Annotated in this window: 23 protein-coding genes; 10 read left to right on the forward strand and 13 right to left on the reverse strand. The window is 66.7% G+C overall.

The window, feature by feature from the left end; all coding sequences use genetic code 11:
• Positions 1 to 164 precede the first annotated feature (164 nt).
• Genes merD through VNJ47_09695 form a run of 4 tightly spaced genes read left to right on the forward strand, consistent with a single transcriptional unit; the run spans position 165 to position 1,714 of the window.
• Positions 165 to 518 (forward strand): mercuric resistance transcriptional repressor MerD, encoded by a 354-nt coding sequence (gene merD, locus VNJ47_09680; GenBank protein HXG29099.1) that lies wholly within the window; start codon positions 165 to 167, stop codon positions 516 to 518.
• Complete coding sequence (gene merE, locus VNJ47_09685) at positions 496 to 729, forward strand: broad-spectrum mercury transporter MerE (GenBank protein HXG29100.1); 234 nt, start codon at positions 496 to 498, stop codon at positions 727 to 729. The genes merD and merE overlap by 23 nt, the downstream gene beginning before the upstream one ends.
• Positions 726 to 1,505 carry an EAL domain-containing protein gene (locus VNJ47_09690; GenBank protein ID HXG29101.1) on the forward strand — a complete coding sequence of 260 codons (780 nt, stop codon included), beginning with the start codon at positions 726 to 728 and terminating at the stop codon, positions 1,503 to 1,505. Before merE ends, VNJ47_09690 begins: the two co-directional genes overlap by 4 nt.
• A 2-nt stretch (positions 1,506 to 1,507) precedes the next feature.
• The gene (locus tag VNJ47_09695) at positions 1,508 to 1,714 is read left to right on the forward strand and encodes a DUF3330 domain-containing protein (protein ID HXG29102.1); all 207 of its coding nucleotides are present in this window, start codon (positions 1,508 to 1,510) and stop codon (positions 1,712 to 1,714) included.
• A 37-nt stretch (positions 1,715 to 1,751) separates the two neighbouring features.
• On the opposite strand, the gene VNJ47_09700 is transcribed toward VNJ47_09695, so the two are convergent.
• Genes VNJ47_09700 through VNJ47_09725 form a run of 6 tightly spaced genes read right to left on the reverse strand, consistent with a single transcriptional unit; the run spans position 1,752 to position 4,339 of the window.
• Positions 1,752 to 2,651, reverse strand: coding sequence for a transporter (locus VNJ47_09700; GenBank protein ID HXG29103.1), 900 nt, complete (start codon positions 2,649 to 2,651; stop codon positions 1,752 to 1,754).
• A complete protein-coding gene (locus tag VNJ47_09705; protein ID HXG29104.1) occupies positions 2,648 to 2,965 on the reverse strand; it encodes a heavy metal-associated domain-containing protein in 318 nt (105 codons plus the stop codon). Before VNJ47_09705 ends, VNJ47_09700 begins: the two co-directional genes overlap by 4 nt.
• A gap of 29 nt (positions 2,966 to 2,994) precedes the next feature.
• On the reverse strand, positions 2,995 to 3,393 hold the full coding sequence (locus VNJ47_09710) for a hypothetical protein (protein HXG29105.1): 399 nt from the start codon (positions 3,391 to 3,393) through the stop codon (positions 2,995 to 2,997).
• A gap of 9 nt (positions 3,394 to 3,402) precedes the next feature.
• A complete protein-coding gene (locus tag VNJ47_09715) occupies positions 3,403 to 3,657 on the reverse strand; it encodes a cytochrome c biogenesis protein CcdA (GenBank protein ID HXG29106.1) in 255 nt (84 codons plus the stop codon).
• Positions 3,654 to 4,076, reverse strand: a complete 423-nt coding sequence (locus VNJ47_09720; protein ID HXG29107.1) for a heavy metal-responsive transcriptional regulator — start codon at positions 4,074 to 4,076, stop codon at positions 3,654 to 3,656. The genes VNJ47_09715 and VNJ47_09720 overlap by 4 nt, the downstream gene beginning before the upstream one ends.
• The gene (locus VNJ47_09725; protein HXG29108.1) at positions 4,076 to 4,339 is read right to left on the reverse strand and encodes a thioredoxin family protein; all 264 of its coding nucleotides are present in this window, start codon (positions 4,337 to 4,339) and stop codon (positions 4,076 to 4,078) included. The genes VNJ47_09720 and VNJ47_09725 overlap by 1 nt, the downstream gene beginning before the upstream one ends.
• A 248-nt stretch (positions 4,340 to 4,587) precedes the next feature.
• Between VNJ47_09725 and VNJ47_09730 the strand changes: the two genes are divergently transcribed.
• On the forward strand, positions 4,588 to 4,767 hold the full coding sequence (locus VNJ47_09730; GenBank protein ID HXG29109.1) for a hypothetical protein: 180 nt from the start codon (positions 4,588 to 4,590) through the stop codon (positions 4,765 to 4,767).
• A 127-nt stretch (positions 4,768 to 4,894) separates the two neighbouring features.
• On the opposite strand, the gene VNJ47_09735 is transcribed toward VNJ47_09730, so the two are convergent.
• The 7 genes from VNJ47_09735 to arsS are packed head-to-tail and all read right to left on the reverse strand — an operon-like array spanning position 4,895 to position 11,810.
• Complete coding sequence (locus tag VNJ47_09735) at positions 4,895 to 5,971, reverse strand: inorganic phosphate transporter (protein ID HXG29110.1); 1,077 nt, start codon at positions 5,969 to 5,971, stop codon at positions 4,895 to 4,897.
• Between the two features lie 15 nt (positions 5,972 to 5,986).
• The gene (locus VNJ47_09740; protein HXG29111.1) at positions 5,987 to 7,027 is read right to left on the reverse strand and encodes a methyltransferase domain-containing protein; all 1,041 of its coding nucleotides are present in this window, start codon (positions 7,025 to 7,027) and stop codon (positions 5,987 to 5,989) included.
• A 20-nt stretch (positions 7,028 to 7,047) separates the two neighbouring features.
• Positions 7,048 to 7,392: a hypothetical protein gene (locus VNJ47_09745; protein HXG29112.1), complete on the reverse strand. Its 345-nt coding sequence runs from the start codon at positions 7,390 to 7,392 to the stop codon at positions 7,048 to 7,050.
• The gene (locus tag VNJ47_09750; protein ID HXG29113.1) at positions 7,389 to 8,015 is read right to left on the reverse strand and encodes a TIGR04282 family arsenosugar biosynthesis glycosyltransferase; all 627 of its coding nucleotides are present in this window, start codon (positions 8,013 to 8,015) and stop codon (positions 7,389 to 7,391) included. Before VNJ47_09750 ends, VNJ47_09745 begins: the two co-directional genes overlap by 4 nt.
• Positions 8,012 to 8,686 (reverse strand): TIGR04283 family arsenosugar biosynthesis glycosyltransferase, encoded by a 675-nt coding sequence (locus tag VNJ47_09755; GenBank protein HXG29114.1) that lies wholly within the window; start codon positions 8,684 to 8,686, stop codon positions 8,012 to 8,014. Before VNJ47_09755 ends, VNJ47_09750 begins: the two co-directional genes overlap by 4 nt.
• Positions 8,683 to 10,842, reverse strand: coding sequence for an FAD-dependent oxidoreductase (locus VNJ47_09760; protein HXG29115.1), 2,160 nt, complete (start codon positions 10,840 to 10,842; stop codon positions 8,683 to 8,685). Before VNJ47_09760 ends, VNJ47_09755 begins: the two co-directional genes overlap by 4 nt.
• A complete protein-coding gene (gene arsS / locus VNJ47_09765; GenBank protein ID HXG29116.1) occupies positions 10,839 to 11,810 on the reverse strand; it encodes an arsenosugar biosynthesis radical SAM (seleno)protein ArsS in 972 nt (323 codons plus the stop codon). Before arsS ends, VNJ47_09760 begins: the two co-directional genes overlap by 4 nt.
• Before the next feature lie 208 nt (positions 11,811 to 12,018).
• Between arsS and VNJ47_09770 the strand changes: the two genes are divergently transcribed.
• From VNJ47_09770 to VNJ47_09790, 5 genes are all read left to right on the forward strand, one after another.
• Complete coding sequence (locus VNJ47_09770) at positions 12,019 to 12,591, forward strand: carboxymuconolactone decarboxylase family protein (GenBank protein HXG29117.1); 573 nt, start codon at positions 12,019 to 12,021, stop codon at positions 12,589 to 12,591.
• 126 nt (positions 12,592 to 12,717) lie between these two features.
• Positions 12,718 to 13,023 carry a DUF2282 domain-containing protein gene (locus VNJ47_09775; protein ID HXG29118.1) on the forward strand — a complete coding sequence of 102 codons (306 nt, stop codon included), beginning with the start codon at positions 12,718 to 12,720 and terminating at the stop codon, positions 13,021 to 13,023.
• Positions 13,024 to 13,089: 66 nt separating this feature from the next.
• On the forward strand, positions 13,090 to 13,986 hold the full coding sequence (locus VNJ47_09780; GenBank protein ID HXG29119.1) for a DUF692 domain-containing protein: 897 nt from the start codon (positions 13,090 to 13,092) through the stop codon (positions 13,984 to 13,986).
• Entirely contained in the window at positions 13,986 to 14,753 is a 768-nt protein-coding gene (locus VNJ47_09785; GenBank protein HXG29120.1) for a DNA-binding domain-containing protein, read from the forward strand. The genes VNJ47_09780 and VNJ47_09785 overlap by 1 nt, the downstream gene beginning before the upstream one ends.
• A gap of 12 nt (positions 14,754 to 14,765) precedes the next feature.
• Positions 14,766 to 15,263 (forward strand): DoxX family protein, encoded by a 498-nt coding sequence (locus VNJ47_09790; protein ID HXG29121.1) that lies wholly within the window; start codon positions 14,766 to 14,768, stop codon positions 15,261 to 15,263.
• Positions 15,264 to 15,269 lie beyond the last annotated feature (6 nt).

The following is a 15,269-nucleotide window of genomic DNA, read 5'->3' on the forward strand; positions in this document are numbered from 1 at the left end:
GGCGGCCGCGCTGGCGATCCGTGCCCGGATGACGGTGGAGGAGCTGGCCGACCAGTTGTTCCCCTACCTGACGATGGTCGAGGGGCTGAAACTCGCGGCGCAGACCTTCAAGAAGGACGTGAAGGCGTTGTCCTGCTGCGCCGGGTAACGGAAGGGAGGAAGCGATGGACGGTTACACCACTTCCAGGCTCGCCAGCGCGGCCGGTGTCAGCGTCCATGTCGTGCGCGACTACGTGCTGCGCGGGCTGGTGCATCCGGTGCGTCACACGCCGGGCGGCTATGGTCTCTACGACGAGCAGGCGCTGACGCGGCTGCGCCTGGTGCGGGCGCTGTTCGAGGCCGGGATCGGCCTCGACGAGTTGGCCCGCCTGTGCCATGCCCTGGATGCGGACGGCGATGCCGCCGCGTGCCTGACCCGCTTGCGCACATGGCTCGCGGCACGGCGCGAGCGGCTGGAGTCCCTCGACCGGCAGCTTGCCGGCATGGTGGATGCCCATGCGGAGTGCCGTCATGGATAACGATCAAGCGCCGGGCTGGCGGGCTTACGCCTGGGGTGTGCTGGCCGCGCTGACCTGCCCGTGCCACTTGCCGATCCTGGCCGCCGTCCTGGCAGGCACGACCGCCGGCGCGTTCCTCAGCGAGCATTTTGGAATCGCGGCGCTCGCCCTGGCGGCCCTGTTCCTGTTGGCCCTGACGCGTGCGCTACGGGCCTTCCGGAGCCGGTCATGATCGCGACGCCATCCGATGAACCGACCACCGCGCAATTGGCGCAAGCGGCGCAGCGGCAGGAACTGGTTCTTCACTACCAACCGATCATCGCCGTAGACGGCGGCGCGCTCATCGGCGCGGAGGCGCTGTTGCGCTGGGTGCACCCCGACCTCGGTCTGCTGGCTCCTGTGCGTTTCCTGCCGATGGCCGAGGCCGCCGGGCTGATGCCGTCGATCGGCGACTGGGTATTGCGGGAAGCCTGCCGGCAGATGCATGACTGGCAGGAACACGTTCCGGCGTCGTTCCGCCTGGCGGTTAACGTGGCCGCCAGTCAGGTGGGGCCGGACTTCGACACCGCTCTGCGGCACGTGCTGGCCGCCACGCCGTTGCCCGGCGAGCGGCTGGAGATCGAGCTGACCGAATCGGCTGCGTTCGGCGATCCGACGCTGTTCGCCCTGTTCGACGCACTGCGCACCAATGGCGTGCGCTTCGCCGCCGACGACTTCGGGACCGGCTATTCCTGCCTCCAACACCTGAAGTGCTGCCCCATCGGCACCCTCAAGATCGACCAATCGTTCGTCGCCGGCCTCGCCGCCGACGCCCGCGATCGGACCATCGTGGACACCGTGATCCGGCTCGCGCACGGGCTGGGCTTGGACGTGGTGGCTGAGGGCGTGGAGACCTCAACCAGCCTCGAATGGTTGCGCCAGGCCGGCTGCGACGCGGTACAGGGCTTCCTGTACGCCAAGCCGCTGCCGGCCGACGAGTTCATCCGCTTCGCCCATCAGAGGAGGTAGACATGATGAACAACGAACCTGGGGCGGTCGCCTGCTGCGTCTGCTGCAGGGAAATCCCGCTCGACGCCGCCTTGACGCCGGAAGGCGCCGAGTACGTCGAGCACTTCTGCGGGCTGGAGTGCTATCAGCGCTTCCAGGCGCGCGCCAAGGCCGGCGAGGGCGAGCCCGAGTCCGAGCAAGCGCCGGGCCGGCAGCCTGATCCGTTCTGAGTCAGGTCACGCCGCGCCCCGTGGGTACGCCACTGCGTCAGAAATTGAGGCGAAAGCCGGTGGTCAGGATGAAATTGTTCCTGAGCGCGCTGCCGTTCAGGTGCTGCGAGACCGGTATCTGAGCGCCCGCTTCGAGCACCCATTTGCGGGTCACATACTGCACGGTCGGCGTCAGGAACAGCGTCGTGCCGCCCGAGTTCCGAGCGTCAGCCCCATCGACCCGATCCTTGGCTACATGGATCAGGTTGGCCTCCAGCCCGCCGTAGAGAAAGCTGGGGACGCCTTCGCCCAACGTGCCGGGCCACAGCCGGCGCTGGACCGACAGATCGAGGCGGCTGACCGCGCCGGCTCGGAATCCGTTGGCCTCGCCGTTGCGCTGATGGGCGAGTTGAACGTCCCATCCCCAATCCAGGGATTGGAAAGACGCCACCGCGCCGCCTTGCCAGTCCCAGGAGCCCGAACCCGGCTGGAGCATAGTCGGCAGCCGTCCCAGGCGATCGGAGGCGTGGTCATCGCCGGTCGGCGCCTTGACGCCGAGAAACGGCGCGATGCGGAAGGTATGCCCCGTCGCGTTGTCCTCGTAGACCGTGTAGCGGCCCATGAACATCGCATCGCCAAAGCCCGACTGGCTGCGCGTCGCGTCCGCCCCACCCACGTTCATCGACAGCCGCTTGTCGGCATAAGGCAGCACCGCGAACACGGCAATGTCACGGGTGACGCCGTAGCCCAGCACGGACATCAGACCGGAAACCTCCATGCGGCGGTTCATCGATGATGGATCGTCGGCGCTCTTCACGTAGACGAGCTGCTCGCGCAGAATCCACTCGTCCTTGGAGATGGGCAGGGCCGTGTTGAAGGTCAACGGCGCGGCGTTGACGGCCCCCGCCCAGGCGCAAAGCACGGCCAGCGCCAGGATGTTTCCGGGCGGGACGTTCATTTGGCTTCTTCCTTGGAAACCTTCGCGTCACCGGGCGTGAAGCCGGCGTCATGGATCAACTGCTTGTAGCGTTCGAGGTCGGGTTGCGCGCCGGGCTTGAGCACGATGTGGACGTTTTGCGACTTCAGGCTCGCGCTCGCACTATCGACTTCGCTCGCCTTGCCGAGGCTCTTCTCCAGCCCATAGGCGCAGAACGGGCAGGTCATGCCCTTGACGGCAATGTCCACCACCTGGCGCTCCGCGCCGAAGGCCATGAGTGGCAGGCAAAGCGCCAAGGCGGCTGCCAGGTGTTTCAGATAGGGTCTTTTTTGCATGACGATGATCTCCTGCGAGGATGGGAGGCTCAGACCCCGAGCCAGATACGGATCGGCAGCGCCAGATAGGCGGCGAAGAAGCCGATGCCCCAGAGGGCGGCCGAGACACCATGAATCCGCCGGTTCCAGCGCTGGGCGCGCTCGCACAAGCGCCCCAGCTCGGGATCGCTCGGGCAGGTGCGACCCGGCCGGTAGAGCAGCCAGCCGGAGACCAGCAGCATCAGCCCGGAGCCGGCGAACACCCAAGCCTTGTGCAGGGCCAGCGTGCCCAGGAAGGGCACGGCACTGGTGACGGCCGCCACGGCGGCGCCCAGGCCCAGCGTGACGAACAGGATCGGCAGCGCGCAGCAGATCAGCGTGCCGGTCGAGGTGAACAGCGTCAGCCAACTGACGACGCTTTGCGGAAGTGGTGAGGGATTGGTTTTCATTGTGTGCTCCTACCAGGTCAGCCAGGGGAAAAAGGCGAACCAGCCATTGAGCAGATACAGGCCGGTGAGCATCAGCAGGATGCTGCCGGTCAACTCGAAAGCCCTTTGGTAGCGTCCGAGCGGTTTCATATGCTCGATCCGCTCCAGCGCGGCGGCCGCCAGAGCCAGGGGAATCGCGCGGCCGATGGCGAAACTGGTCAACATCGCCGCGCCGAACAGCGGCGAGCCGCCGGCTGCCGGCGTGTAGAACAGCTCGATCCTCATGGCGCGCGCTTGGCCTCAAAGCTGACCGCTTCCAGGGCCGCCAGGATCGGACAGTCATCGACAGGCAGCGCCCCACCCGAACACTCGGCGATCAGCACGTCGAGCGCGGCCGACATCGCCTGCATGGCGCGAATCTTGGCGGCGAGCTGGAGTTTCTTCTCGATGGCGCGGCTCTTTATGTCGTCGCAGCATGCGCCGTCGGCCTGGCGCAGGTGCAGCAGGTCACGAATCTCTGCGAGCGTGAAGCCGCAAGCCTGGGCGTGCTGGATGAAGCGCACCCGCCGCACCGCATCCTCGCCATAGAGGCGATAGCCGCTATCGGTCTTGCCTGCCGGGATGAGCAGCCCCTCGCGCTCGTAATAGCGCAGCGCGTCGGGGCTGATACCGGCAGCCTTTGCCAGCTTGCCGATGGTCAGCATCAGGGCTGGCCGAGGCCGGCGGCGCGCAGGCTCGCCTCATCGACACCGCGATCAACGCAGCAGCCGGCGAGCCGGCCATCGATCGCCACGGCTGGCACCGAGCGCACGCCGAGCGCCTTCGCGCGCTGTGCGACGGCCAAGTCGCGCATGTCGAGCACATCGACTTCGCACGAGGAGCAGGCCAGGCTTTTTACAAGGGTTTCGACATCGGTGCAGGCCGGGCAGCCGGCGCTGAACACCTCGACTTTGCGCTTGGCAGTCATGTTCAAACTCCTTCCACACTCATGAAGAACACGCCTGCGTGGTCGCAGGCCACCTCTTCACAACACCACTCTAAACCTTTGAGTGCACTCCAAGGTCAAGCCGGATTTCAGCCTGCGGATGCCTTGCTGGCAACGAGAAGCCGTCATGGCCGGCTTTCTGCTGCGCCGCAGGCTGAGGCTGCAGCCTGGTTTGGGAAATCGCACAGCTGCCGCTCTACACGCTGTGTAACGAACCGAGCGTAGGACGCATGGCCTTCGCGGTCGCCCACTGCACGGCCGGCGACCTGCTCATCGGCATGACGGCAGTCGTGCTCGCCCTGCTGGCGCAGCGGGCGGGCACTTTCCGGGAGTGGCTGCGCAGGGCGGTACCCCTGACCGCAATCCTGCTCGCCATGCTCTACATGGCACCCGCGAGCGGCTCAGCCTGACGGCAGGCAACTGGGCCTATGCGCCCTGGATGCCCATCGTGCCCGGCATCGAGATCGGGCTGTCACCCTTGCTGCAATGGCCGGCTGTGATCGCCTGCGCCTGGTGGTGGGCGCACCGCGCCGTCCGTTAAAGCAGCCGGCCGATCATCCAGGCGACTGCCATCGCCAGCGGCAAGGTCGCTACCCAGGACAGCAGGATGTTGCCCAGGGCTTTCCAGTCCAGGGTGCCCGCGTTCGCCCCGACACCGGCGATCGCGCCCACCGAGACGTGGGTAGTCGAAACCGGCAGCCCCAGCGGACTGGCGCACAGCACCAAGGCAGCGGTGATCAGGTTTGCGCTCATGCCTTGCGTGGGGTCCATGCGGCTGACGCGCTGGCTCATCGTTTGCGCGACGCGACGCGCGAACAGCCAGCCACCGGCCGCCATCACGGCCGCAATCATCAGGATCGACAGGGGCGCATCCACGAGCTGCGCGGCGAGCAGCAGCGCCGTCAGCTTGGGGGTGTCGTTGACGCCCCGGGCGAAGCAGATCGACATCGCGGACAGCACGTGCAGGCGGTCCATGCTCCGAGACACCGACCAGCGCACTGGCGCGTCCAGCCGCTCGCAGTCCGCAGCCCCCGCCACGATGACCGCAGGGACCGCCAAACGCACCACTGCTGCCCGATCGCCCGGCGCAGACGTTGCCGGTTCCAACGGCACGACGCATAGGCAATCCCTGGCGCCGGTGAGCGGCCGCAACACACGATACGCCACCGCGCTCAACAGGGCTGCGAGCAAGGGGCTGAGCAGCAGCGGCAGCAAGAACATGACCACCAGCCGGTCGAGGTGCACAGCGCTGTTCTGCGCCAGATTCGCCCCCACCAGCGCGCCGATCAAGGCATGCGTGGTGGAGACCGGAAGCCCGAGTCGGGTGGCCATCAGCACCGTCATGGCCGCGCCGCTGGCCACCGCGGTCATCAGGCGAGGATCCCCAACGACCGCATCGGGCACCAGCCCTTTGCCGGTGAAGGATTGCGCCAGCGCGGCGGCCAGGCCCCAGGATGCGAGGCTGCCGGCCACCGTGGCCAGCGTGGCCCAGGCGAGCGCCCGGCGATAGTCCAGGATCTGCGCTCCCCAGACCGTGGCAAAGCCTTTGAAGTTGTCGTTGGCGCCGTTGCCAAGCGCCAACACCAGCACGGCCACGAGGGTGAGCAGTTCCATGGCTGGCCTCGTGGTTTAGCAGCAGCTCGATGCCGCCGCCCCCGTCGCCCCGACATCGAACGGCAAGCCGCCACCGCAGCCGGCAAACAGGCCATAGTGGCGGGAGAAGTCACCGATGAAATCGAAGTGCGGGGCAAAGCGCGTCTCGTGGAGCATGCGCCAAGTGTTGCCGCACACCGGAAAGACACGCCCGGTTTCGATGTCGTGGTGTTTGTCGAGCGTGAAGCGATCCGGGCACTGCGGGATGCTGCCACGGTAGATCACGGCCTGACCGTAGTCTTCGCAGGCACTCTCCAGTGCGTCGAGCTTGAACAGCCGGTAAGTGGCCGAAAAAAAGCGCGCGCTGCCCAGCTTGGCCGCCAACGTCGGGTCCGTCACGGCCAGCGGCCGGTCGCTGACCAGGCGCGGGTCGGCAAACCCTGCCGCCTGCGCCAGTCGAAGGAAATCGTTCCAGTACAGCGCACCGCCCAGGCATTCACCGTAGAGCACCGGATCGTGGCGCACCGCCTGCGGCAAACGCCGGTCGGCATAGACATCGGAGAAATAGAACTCGCCGCCCGGCTTGAGCAGCCGCTGCACGCCCGCCAGCACGGCCGGTTTGTCCGGTGAGAGGTTGACCACGCAGTTGGAGACGATGACATCGAAGCTGCCGGGGGGCAGATCGAGCGCGTCGAGCTGTTCGATATAGCCTTTGACGAAGCGCACATTGGCGTAGCCGAAGCGCTCGGCGTGCCAGTCGCGGTGTTGCTGCGCCACCGCGAGCTGCTCGTCGGTCATGTCCACACCCACCACCTCGCCATGGGGGCCGACCAGTTGCGCGAGCAAATACACATCGCGGCCGCTGCCGCAGCCCAGATCGAGCACGCGGCAGCCCTCCAGCAACGGCGGGCACACCAGTCCGCAGCCGTAGTAGCGCGCCTGCACCTCGGGGTGGATGTTGGCCAGCAGCGGTTTGAGCCACTCGGGCACCTGGCTGGGGTCACAGCAGGCGCTGGTCTTCAAGTCGTCTGAGTGCTGAAGCTGTTTGCCGTAATAATCTTGGACCAGGGCATGCATGGGAAGTGGCCTCCACGGCGTCAGGGGAATTGACAGGGCGCTTCGCGCGCCACGAAATGCAGATCGACCTCCAGCGGCCGCGCAAGCAGAGCCATGCTGGCCATCGCCTCGGCTTCGACGGCGGCCACGCCGTCCCACTCGCGCACGCGGTAACGGGTGGGCGGCACCCTGTCCGACAAGCGCACCACACGCCACGGTGCCGGGGGCACGTCCGTTGTGACCCCGGCAAAGCGCCCCACCCAATGCACGGGGGCGGAGGTGGCGGCGGAGGGATGGTTTGCTGGGATGGGGGGCGATGGGGTTTGCGCCTGGGCCGCCGAGAGGGTCAGGACGCCCAGCGCCAGGGTCCACAGACGTGCGTTCATGCCGCCTCCTGCCACGCCGCGGGCAGCGCGGCCAGATGTTCGGGTTCGTCGATGTCAGTGAGGGCCGGCGCTTCGGCCCAGTGCCAGCCGAGCGCCGCCATGCGTGCGCGGGTGACCGCGGCCACCTCTGGTGTGCTCCAGGGCATGTCGGCAAACAAGCGGGGGTGCGGCTCGCGCACGCCCAAGGCCACATAGCCACCATCGGTGCTGGGCACGAGCACGGCATCGTGCGTGTGCAGCCCTTGCACCACGGCGTGCAGGGCTGCAGCGTCGAGCGCCGGGCAGTCCGTGCCGATGAACAGCAGCGCGTGCCCTGCTGCCGCATGGTGTTCGGCCATGCGCCACAGACGCTCGCCCAAATCGCCCGCGCCTTGATCCACCCAGCACAACTGTTGCGCCAGCGCAGCGGGCAGAGCGTCCTGCCAGGCCGGGTGGGTCGGCGCGGGGCTGGTGCACAGCACGACGTCGCCCACCGCGGACGCCAGCGCTTGCTGCACGGTGTGCGTGAGCATGCGCTGTGCCAGCCGCGCCGCACCCTCTGGCCCCAGGGCCGGGATCAGCCGCGTTTTGACCACACCGGGCTGCGGCGCTTTGGCGAACACGAGCACGCGCACGGGCCTCATCGGTACGCCCTCGCCAACACGTCGGGATCGGCCCCGAAAAAATAACGGGCGCGCAGCCACCACATCAGAACGATGGTGCGCCACACACCGCGACTCTCCCAGCGGCGGCCCGAGGTGGTCACGCGCAGACGCAGGCAGGCCGGGCGCGACAGGCGCTTGAGCCGGCGCGAGAGTTCGATGTCTTCCATCAGCGCCTGGGCGGGATAGCCCCCCACCTGTGCAAAGGCTGCGCGGGAGACGAAGAGGGCCTGATCGCCGGTGGCGATGCCGCTCAACCGCGAACGCCCATTCATCAGCGCGGCCACCACTCCCAGCCAGTGGCTGCGGCCGTCGATGTGGACGTCGAAGCGCCCCCAGACATGGCGGCCGTCGCGCAGCGCCGCTTCGATGGCCACGGCGGCCCCCGCAGGCAGCCGTGTATCGGCATGCAGAAACAGCAGCGCATCGCCCTGTGCTGCCGCCGCACCGGCGTTCATTTGCGTGGCGCGGCCGCGCGTGGCGGTGAGCACCGTAAAGCCCGCGGCCTGCGCCAGCGCAGGCGAGCCATCGTGGCTGCCGCCATCGACCAGGAGCACCTCGTGCCCCTGTCGCCGCAGCACATCGAGCTGTGCCAGCAAGGCAGGCAACTGGGCTGCTTCATTGAGCATCGGCACGATGATCGACAGCTTCATGCCGCTCCTCGCATCCAGCGGTGGTAGCGCTCCACCCACGCCAGCAGCCGCTGGGGTGCATGGGCGCGCTTCCATTCGCCCGCGGCGTATTTATTGGCTTCCGCCCAGGTGGGGTAGGTATGGATGGTGGAGAGGATTTTGTTCAGCCCCAGCCCGTGCTTCATTGCCAGCACGAACTCGGCGAGCAGGTCGCCAGCATGTTCCCCGACGATGGTCACGCCCAGAATGCGATCGCGCCCCGGCTCGGTCAGCACCTTGACGAAGCCATGGGCCGCGCCATCGGCGATCGCGCGATCCAGATCATCCAGCCCATAGCGGGTCACCTCATAGGCGATGCCCTTGGCTTGCGCGTCTTGCTCGTTGAGACCGACACGGGCCACTTCCGGATCGATGAACGTCGTCCACGGGATCACCGAGTCATCCACCTTGAACTTCTTGAAGCGGCCAAACAGCGCATTGACGGCGGCATACCAGGCCTGGTGAGAGGCCGTGTGGGTGAACTGGTAGGGCCCGGCGACATCACCGGCGGCGTAGATATTCGGATACAGCGTTTCCAGATACGCGTTGGTGACGACGGTGCGCTGCGTTTCGATACCCAGCTCCTCCAGACCATAGCCTTTGAGCCGGGCCACCCGGCCCACGGCGCAGATGAGTTCATCGAATTCGATGCGCTGTTCACGGCCCGTGTGTTCGACGACGATGAGCTTGCGTTCGCCCTCACGTTCGCAACGCAGCGCCTGGTGGCCCGTGAGCACCTCGACGCCGTCGCGGGCCAGTGCCTCCTCGGCCAGCGCCGAGACATCCGCGTCTTCGCGGATCAGCAAGCGCGGCGCCATTTCGATCTGGGTGACCTTCACCCCCAGTCGCGCAAACGCCTGTGCCAGCTCGCAGCCGATCGGCCCGCCACCCAGCACGACCATGCGGCCGGGCATCGCATCGCGCTGTGCCAAGGTCTCCCACAAGGTATCCGAGGTGAGGTAACCCACCGCGTCGAGACCGGGCAAGGGCGGGACGAAGGGTTGTGCCCCGGCAGCGATGACGATACTGCGAGCCGTCAGGCGTTGGCTGCCATCGTTGCGCTGGATCTCCACCGTCCACGGATCCACGATCTTCGCGTAACCCTGCACCACATCGACGCCCAGATTGGTGTAGCGCTCGATGCTGTCATGCGGTTCGACCGCGCGGATCACCGCGTGCACCCGCCGCATGACCGCTTGGAAGGAAAAGGCCGGCTCACTGGCGGTCAGCCCGTAATGGTCGGCATGGCGGATGAGATGCGCGGCCTTGGCGCTTTTGATCAAGGCCTTGCTGGGCACGCAGCCGTAGTTGAGGCAATCGCCCCCCATCTTGTGCGCTTCCACCAGCGTCACCTTGGCCTTGACCGCAGCCGCGATATAGGCCGTGACCAGACCCGCTGCACCGCCACCGATCACGATCAGGTTGCGATCGAAACGGGCTGGTCGCTGCCAGCGTGCATACAGACGCCGCCGCTGCAGTGCGCGCACCAGTGCACGGGCCAGCCATGGAAACACGCCCAGCAGCGCAAACGCGCCGAGCAGCGTGGGCGAGACGATGTCCGAGAGGCTGCGCAACTGCGCGATCTGGGTGCCTGCATTCACGTACACCAGCGTGCCGGCCAGCATGCCGAGCTGGCTCACCCAGTAGAACGTCCAGGCACGCATCGCGGTCAGGCCCATCAGCACATTGATGAGGAAGAAGGGCACCACCGGTACCAGGCGCAGCGTGAACAAATACAACGCGCCATCGCGCCGAATGCCCGCATCGATGGCCGAAAGGCGCTCACCGAAGCGACGCTGCACCCCGTCGCGCAGCAGGTAGCGCGAAACCGCAAACGCCAGCAGCGCCCCCACGCTGGAGGCAAAGGACGCGATCAGCGTGCCCTGCCACAGGCCGAACAAGGCCCCCGCGGCCAGCGTCAGCACTGCCGCGCCGGGCAGCGACAGCGCCGTGACCGCCACATACAGCATGAAAAACCCCAGCACCGCCGCGACCGGGTGGGCAGCGCGCCAGGCCTGCCAATCGGCCAAGCCAGCCTGCACGGCCGCCAGGTTCAGCCAGCGCGGCCCCCCAGCGGCAAAGAATGCGATCAGCGCCAGCGCGATCGCGGCCAGTACGAGCGCTTTACGCGCATTCATCGGGCATCTCCTGCCAGGGCTCCGCCGCAACTGCTGCCCTGGCCCGCGGTGCAGCCGTAGCAGTGGTCGGCCACGCAGACCGGCCCACCGTCCACATCCTGCGCCAGCAGATCCCGCAGATGGGCGCGTCCAGGCCGCGCACCGAGCGGCAGGCCGAGCTGCTGGTTGAAGTCGCAGTCGTAGAGATACCCCTGCCAGTCCACACTGACGAGATCGCGGCACATCACGCCCTCGAGGTTGTCGGCGCGGAAGTTGGCCTTGAGCAAATCCATATAGCCCGCGAACTGCCCTTTGGAAATCAGCCACGAGCCAAAGCGGTTGATCGGCATGTTGGCCAGCGCATAGAGCCGGTTGAAGACGATGCCGAAATGCTCGCCCAGCTCGCGCCGGTAGGCGGCTTCCAGTTTCGTCTGCTCCGGCGGCAGGCTGGGGCCTTGCGGGTTGTAGACGAGGTTGAGCACCAACCCCAAACCTTCCTGTCCGTAGCCCAAGGCATTGAGCCGCTGCAAGCCGGCGATGCTTTTGTCGAACACGCCATCACCACGTTGCCGATCCACATTGTCGGCCGAATAACAGGGCAGCGAGGCCACCACCTCCACCTGCTGCGCGGCCAGGAACTCGGCCAAATCGTCCTGCCCCGGCTCGAACAGGATGGTGAGGTTGCAACGGTCGATCACGCGCACGCCCAACGCGCGCGCCTGCTGCACCAGTGTCCGAAAGCCCGGATGCAGCTCGGGTGCGCCGCCGGTAAGGTCCAGCACCTCGATGCGGCGCGCCACCAGCACCTTGGGGATCAGCGCCAGCGTGTCGGCCTCCATCATCTCTTTGCGATGCGGGCCGGCATTGACATGGCAATGCACGCAGGACTGGTTGCAGCGGTAGCCCAGATTGACCTGCAAGGTGCTGGTACGACGGCGCGTGAGCGATGGAAAGTCGGTGGCCTCGAGCAAGGGCAAGGTGGCGTGCATGGAAAGCTCCTGGTGATGGGGCAGCGCGATGGAGACAGCGATGCATGCGGCTTGGTCGCAGGCTGTGGCGAGTTTCTTACACCCAATGCGCACCCGTCAGTCTGCTGGGTTCCCTGTAATGAAAGCGCCGCTCGTCACGACCAATCACCACCGTGCGCTTGGGCACGGCACTGGCCCACAAGCCCCCCAATTCATCAGGAGACCTTCGATGACCGCTGCCATTGCCAAACTCGACCTGCCTGCCCAGACCTTGGAGTCCACCTCCGGAAAGGCGCGTGAGATGCTCGAAACCGCCCAGGCCAGGCTGGGTTTCGTGCCCAACATGTACGCCAACATGGTCAACTCACCCGGCTTGCTGGAAACCTATCTCATGGGGTACGAGCGCTTCCGGCAGGACAGTGGCTTCACCCCCGCCGAGCAGGAAGTCGTGTTCCTGACCATCAGCCGCTTTCATCGCTGCACCTACTGCATGGCGGCACACAGCATGATCGCCGACAAGGTGTCGAAGGTGCCCGCCCCGGTGCTGCAGGCGCTGCGTGACGGCACGGCCATTCCCGACGCCAAGCTCGCGGCTTTGTCCGCCTTCACCCACGCGATGGTGGAAAGCCGCGGGGCGCCCACGCCCGAGCAGGTTCAGGCGTTTCGCGCCGCGGGCTACACCGACCGCCAGGTGCTCGAGATCATCCTCGCCATCGCGGTCAAGACGCTGAGCAACTACAGCAACCACGTGTTGCACACCCCCGTGGACGCAGCCTTCCAGGCCTATGCCTGGTCGGACTGATCCCGTGACATGCATCGGGTGTGTAAGAACCACGCCGCTCACACGACCAAACACCCGTCACGTCGCCTTTGCGGCCCCAGCGACGCCGACGCCATCCAGGGGCCTCGACCGCACAGGAGATTTGCCATGAACCAGAAACTGTCCGCTGCCGCTCTCACGCTGGCGCTGGGTACCGTGTTGGCCACTGCCGCGACCACCGCCACGGCGCAGGACATGGGGATGGGGGGGAAGGAAAAATGCTATGGCGTCGCCCTGAAGGGCAAAAACGATTGTAAGGCTGGTCCAGGCACGACCTGTGCCGGAACCGCGGCAAAGGACTATCAAGGCAACGCCTGGAAGTTCGTCCCCGCCGGCACGTGCGAAAAGACCGCTTCACCGACCTCGCCCACGGGTTTCGGTCAGCTCAAGGAGTTCAAAGAAAAGAAGGCTTAAGGCATCGCTACTGCAATCGGGCCTATGGCATGCCGCCATAGGCCCGGCATTCGTCAGGAGAGTGCCATGGCATGGCCACCGCCCACGACATTCCAGACTTTGTCGGTATTGCCATTGCGTGCCGGTTTGGGACTCAAGTCCGAGCATTACCGCGTGATCCTCGATCAGGTGCCGGATGTAGGTTTCTTCGAGATCCATGCGGAGAACTATTTCGTCGCAGGCGGCCCCATGCACCACTCTCTGGGCCGCATTCGGGAGCGCTACGCCCTCTCCATCCACGGGGTGGGCTTGTCCATTGGCGGCGCGGGGCTGCTGGACCGCGCGCATCTGGCGGCGCTGAAAGCCTTGCTGGCGCGCTACCAACCGCAGGCGTTTTCGGAACATCTGGCCTGGTCCAGCCACGGCGGGCATTTCCTCAACGACTTGCTGCCGCTGCCCTATACCGACATCACCCTGCAGCGCGTGTGCGCCCACATCGACCAGGTGCAGGAGACGCTGGGCCGCCGCCTGCTGCTGGAAAACCCCGCGACCTATGTCGAATTCGCCGCTTCCACCTGGGACGAGGCGGACTTCATCGCCGAGGTGGTGCGCCGCACCGGCTGTGGCCTGCTGCTCGACGTCAATAACGCGTATGTGAGCTGCACCAACCACGGCCGTGACCCTGACGCCTATCTGACGCGGCTGCCCCTGCACGCGGTGGGGGAAATCCACCTCGCTGGCTTTGCCGAGGACGTGGATGGTGCGGGCGCGCGACTGCTGATCGACAGCCACGGTGCGCCGGTGGACGATGCCGTGTGGGCCTTGTACCGGCGGGCGCTGTGCTACACCGGCCCGGTGCCGACCTTGATCGAGCGCGACCAGAACCTGCCGCCCTTCGAGGTGCTGTTGGCAGAAGCGCATGCCGCCGACGCGCTGCTGGCCGAGGCGGCAGCAACGATTCCGATGCTGCAGGAGGTGGTGTGATGCACGCCTGGAGGCAAGCGCTGCTCGATCCTTCTCTGCCACCGCCGCCCGGTCTGGTCGCGTGGAACGGCTCGGAGGTGGCCACCCGCTTTGCGGTGTACCGCAACAACGTCGTCGTCTCGCTCATCGACGCCCTGGCCGATACCTATCCGGTGGTGGTGCAGTTGGTAGGCGAGGCGTTTTTCCGCGCGATGGCGCGTGAATACGTGCGCGCGCATCTGCCGACCTCGCCCGTGCTCGCGCAGTACGGCGGTGATTTCGCCACGTTCATCGACACCTTTGCCCCGGCGGCGTCGGTGCCGTATCTCTCGGACGTGGCCCGGCTGGAGTGGGCCTACCTGCAGGCCTTGCACGCCCCGGATGCGCCGGTGCTGACCCCGGCGGCCCTGCAGGCGGCGCTCGCCGATCCCGAACGCCTGCCCGCGCTGCGCCTCCATCTGCACCCCTCGCTGCACGGCTTGCGGCTGCGCCACGCCGCCGTGTCGATCTGGGCAGCGCACCACGGGGAGGGTGCGCTGGAGGCGATCGACCCTGGGCGCGCGGAAAACGCCGTGGTCGTGCGCACCGACCTCTCCGTGCAAGTGATTCCCGTGGCGGATGGCGCCGTCGCCGTGCTGGATGACCTGGCCGCGGGCTTGCCCCTGGGCGCCGTGTTCGAGCGCCTGGCCGCGCGCGATGCCCCGCTCGATCTGGGCGAATGGCTGGGCCTGCTGCTGCGGGTGCAAGGGCTGAGCGCACTGAGCTTGACACCCACCGATGATGCGTAAGGAGACCCCATCATGAACACCTGCACCCCTTGGACCCAATGGCCGCGCCGCATCATCGCCCTGTTCGAGCGCATTCCGCACAGCGCCATCGCGCTGCTCGCACGGTTTTCTATCGCAGCGGTGTTTTGGAAATCGGGCCAGACGAAGATCGAAGGGCTGGCTATCGACCTCATTGACGGGCAGTGGCAGCTCGGCTGGCCGCATCTGTCCGACAGCGCCGTGGAGCTGTTTCGCAGCGAGTACCAACTGCCCGTGCTGCCGCCGGAACTGGCGGCGCTGCTGGCGGCGTTTGCCGAACATCTGTTCCCGCTGCTGCTGCTCGTCGGACTGGCCACGCGCTTTTCCGCATTGGCCCTGCTGGGCATGACCGCGGTGATCCAGTTTCTGGTCTACCCCGGCGCCTACCCGACCCACGGCACCTGGGCGGCGGTGCTGCTCTACCTGATGGTGTATGGGCCGGGGACGTTATCGATGGATCATGTCATCGCGCGTCGTTGCCGCCACGGCTGAGTGGGG

Source organism: Nevskiales bacterium, from assembly GCA_035574475.1.
In the GTDB taxonomy this organism is placed as follows: Bacteria; Pseudomonadota; Gammaproteobacteria; order Nevskiales; family DATLYR01; genus DATLYR01.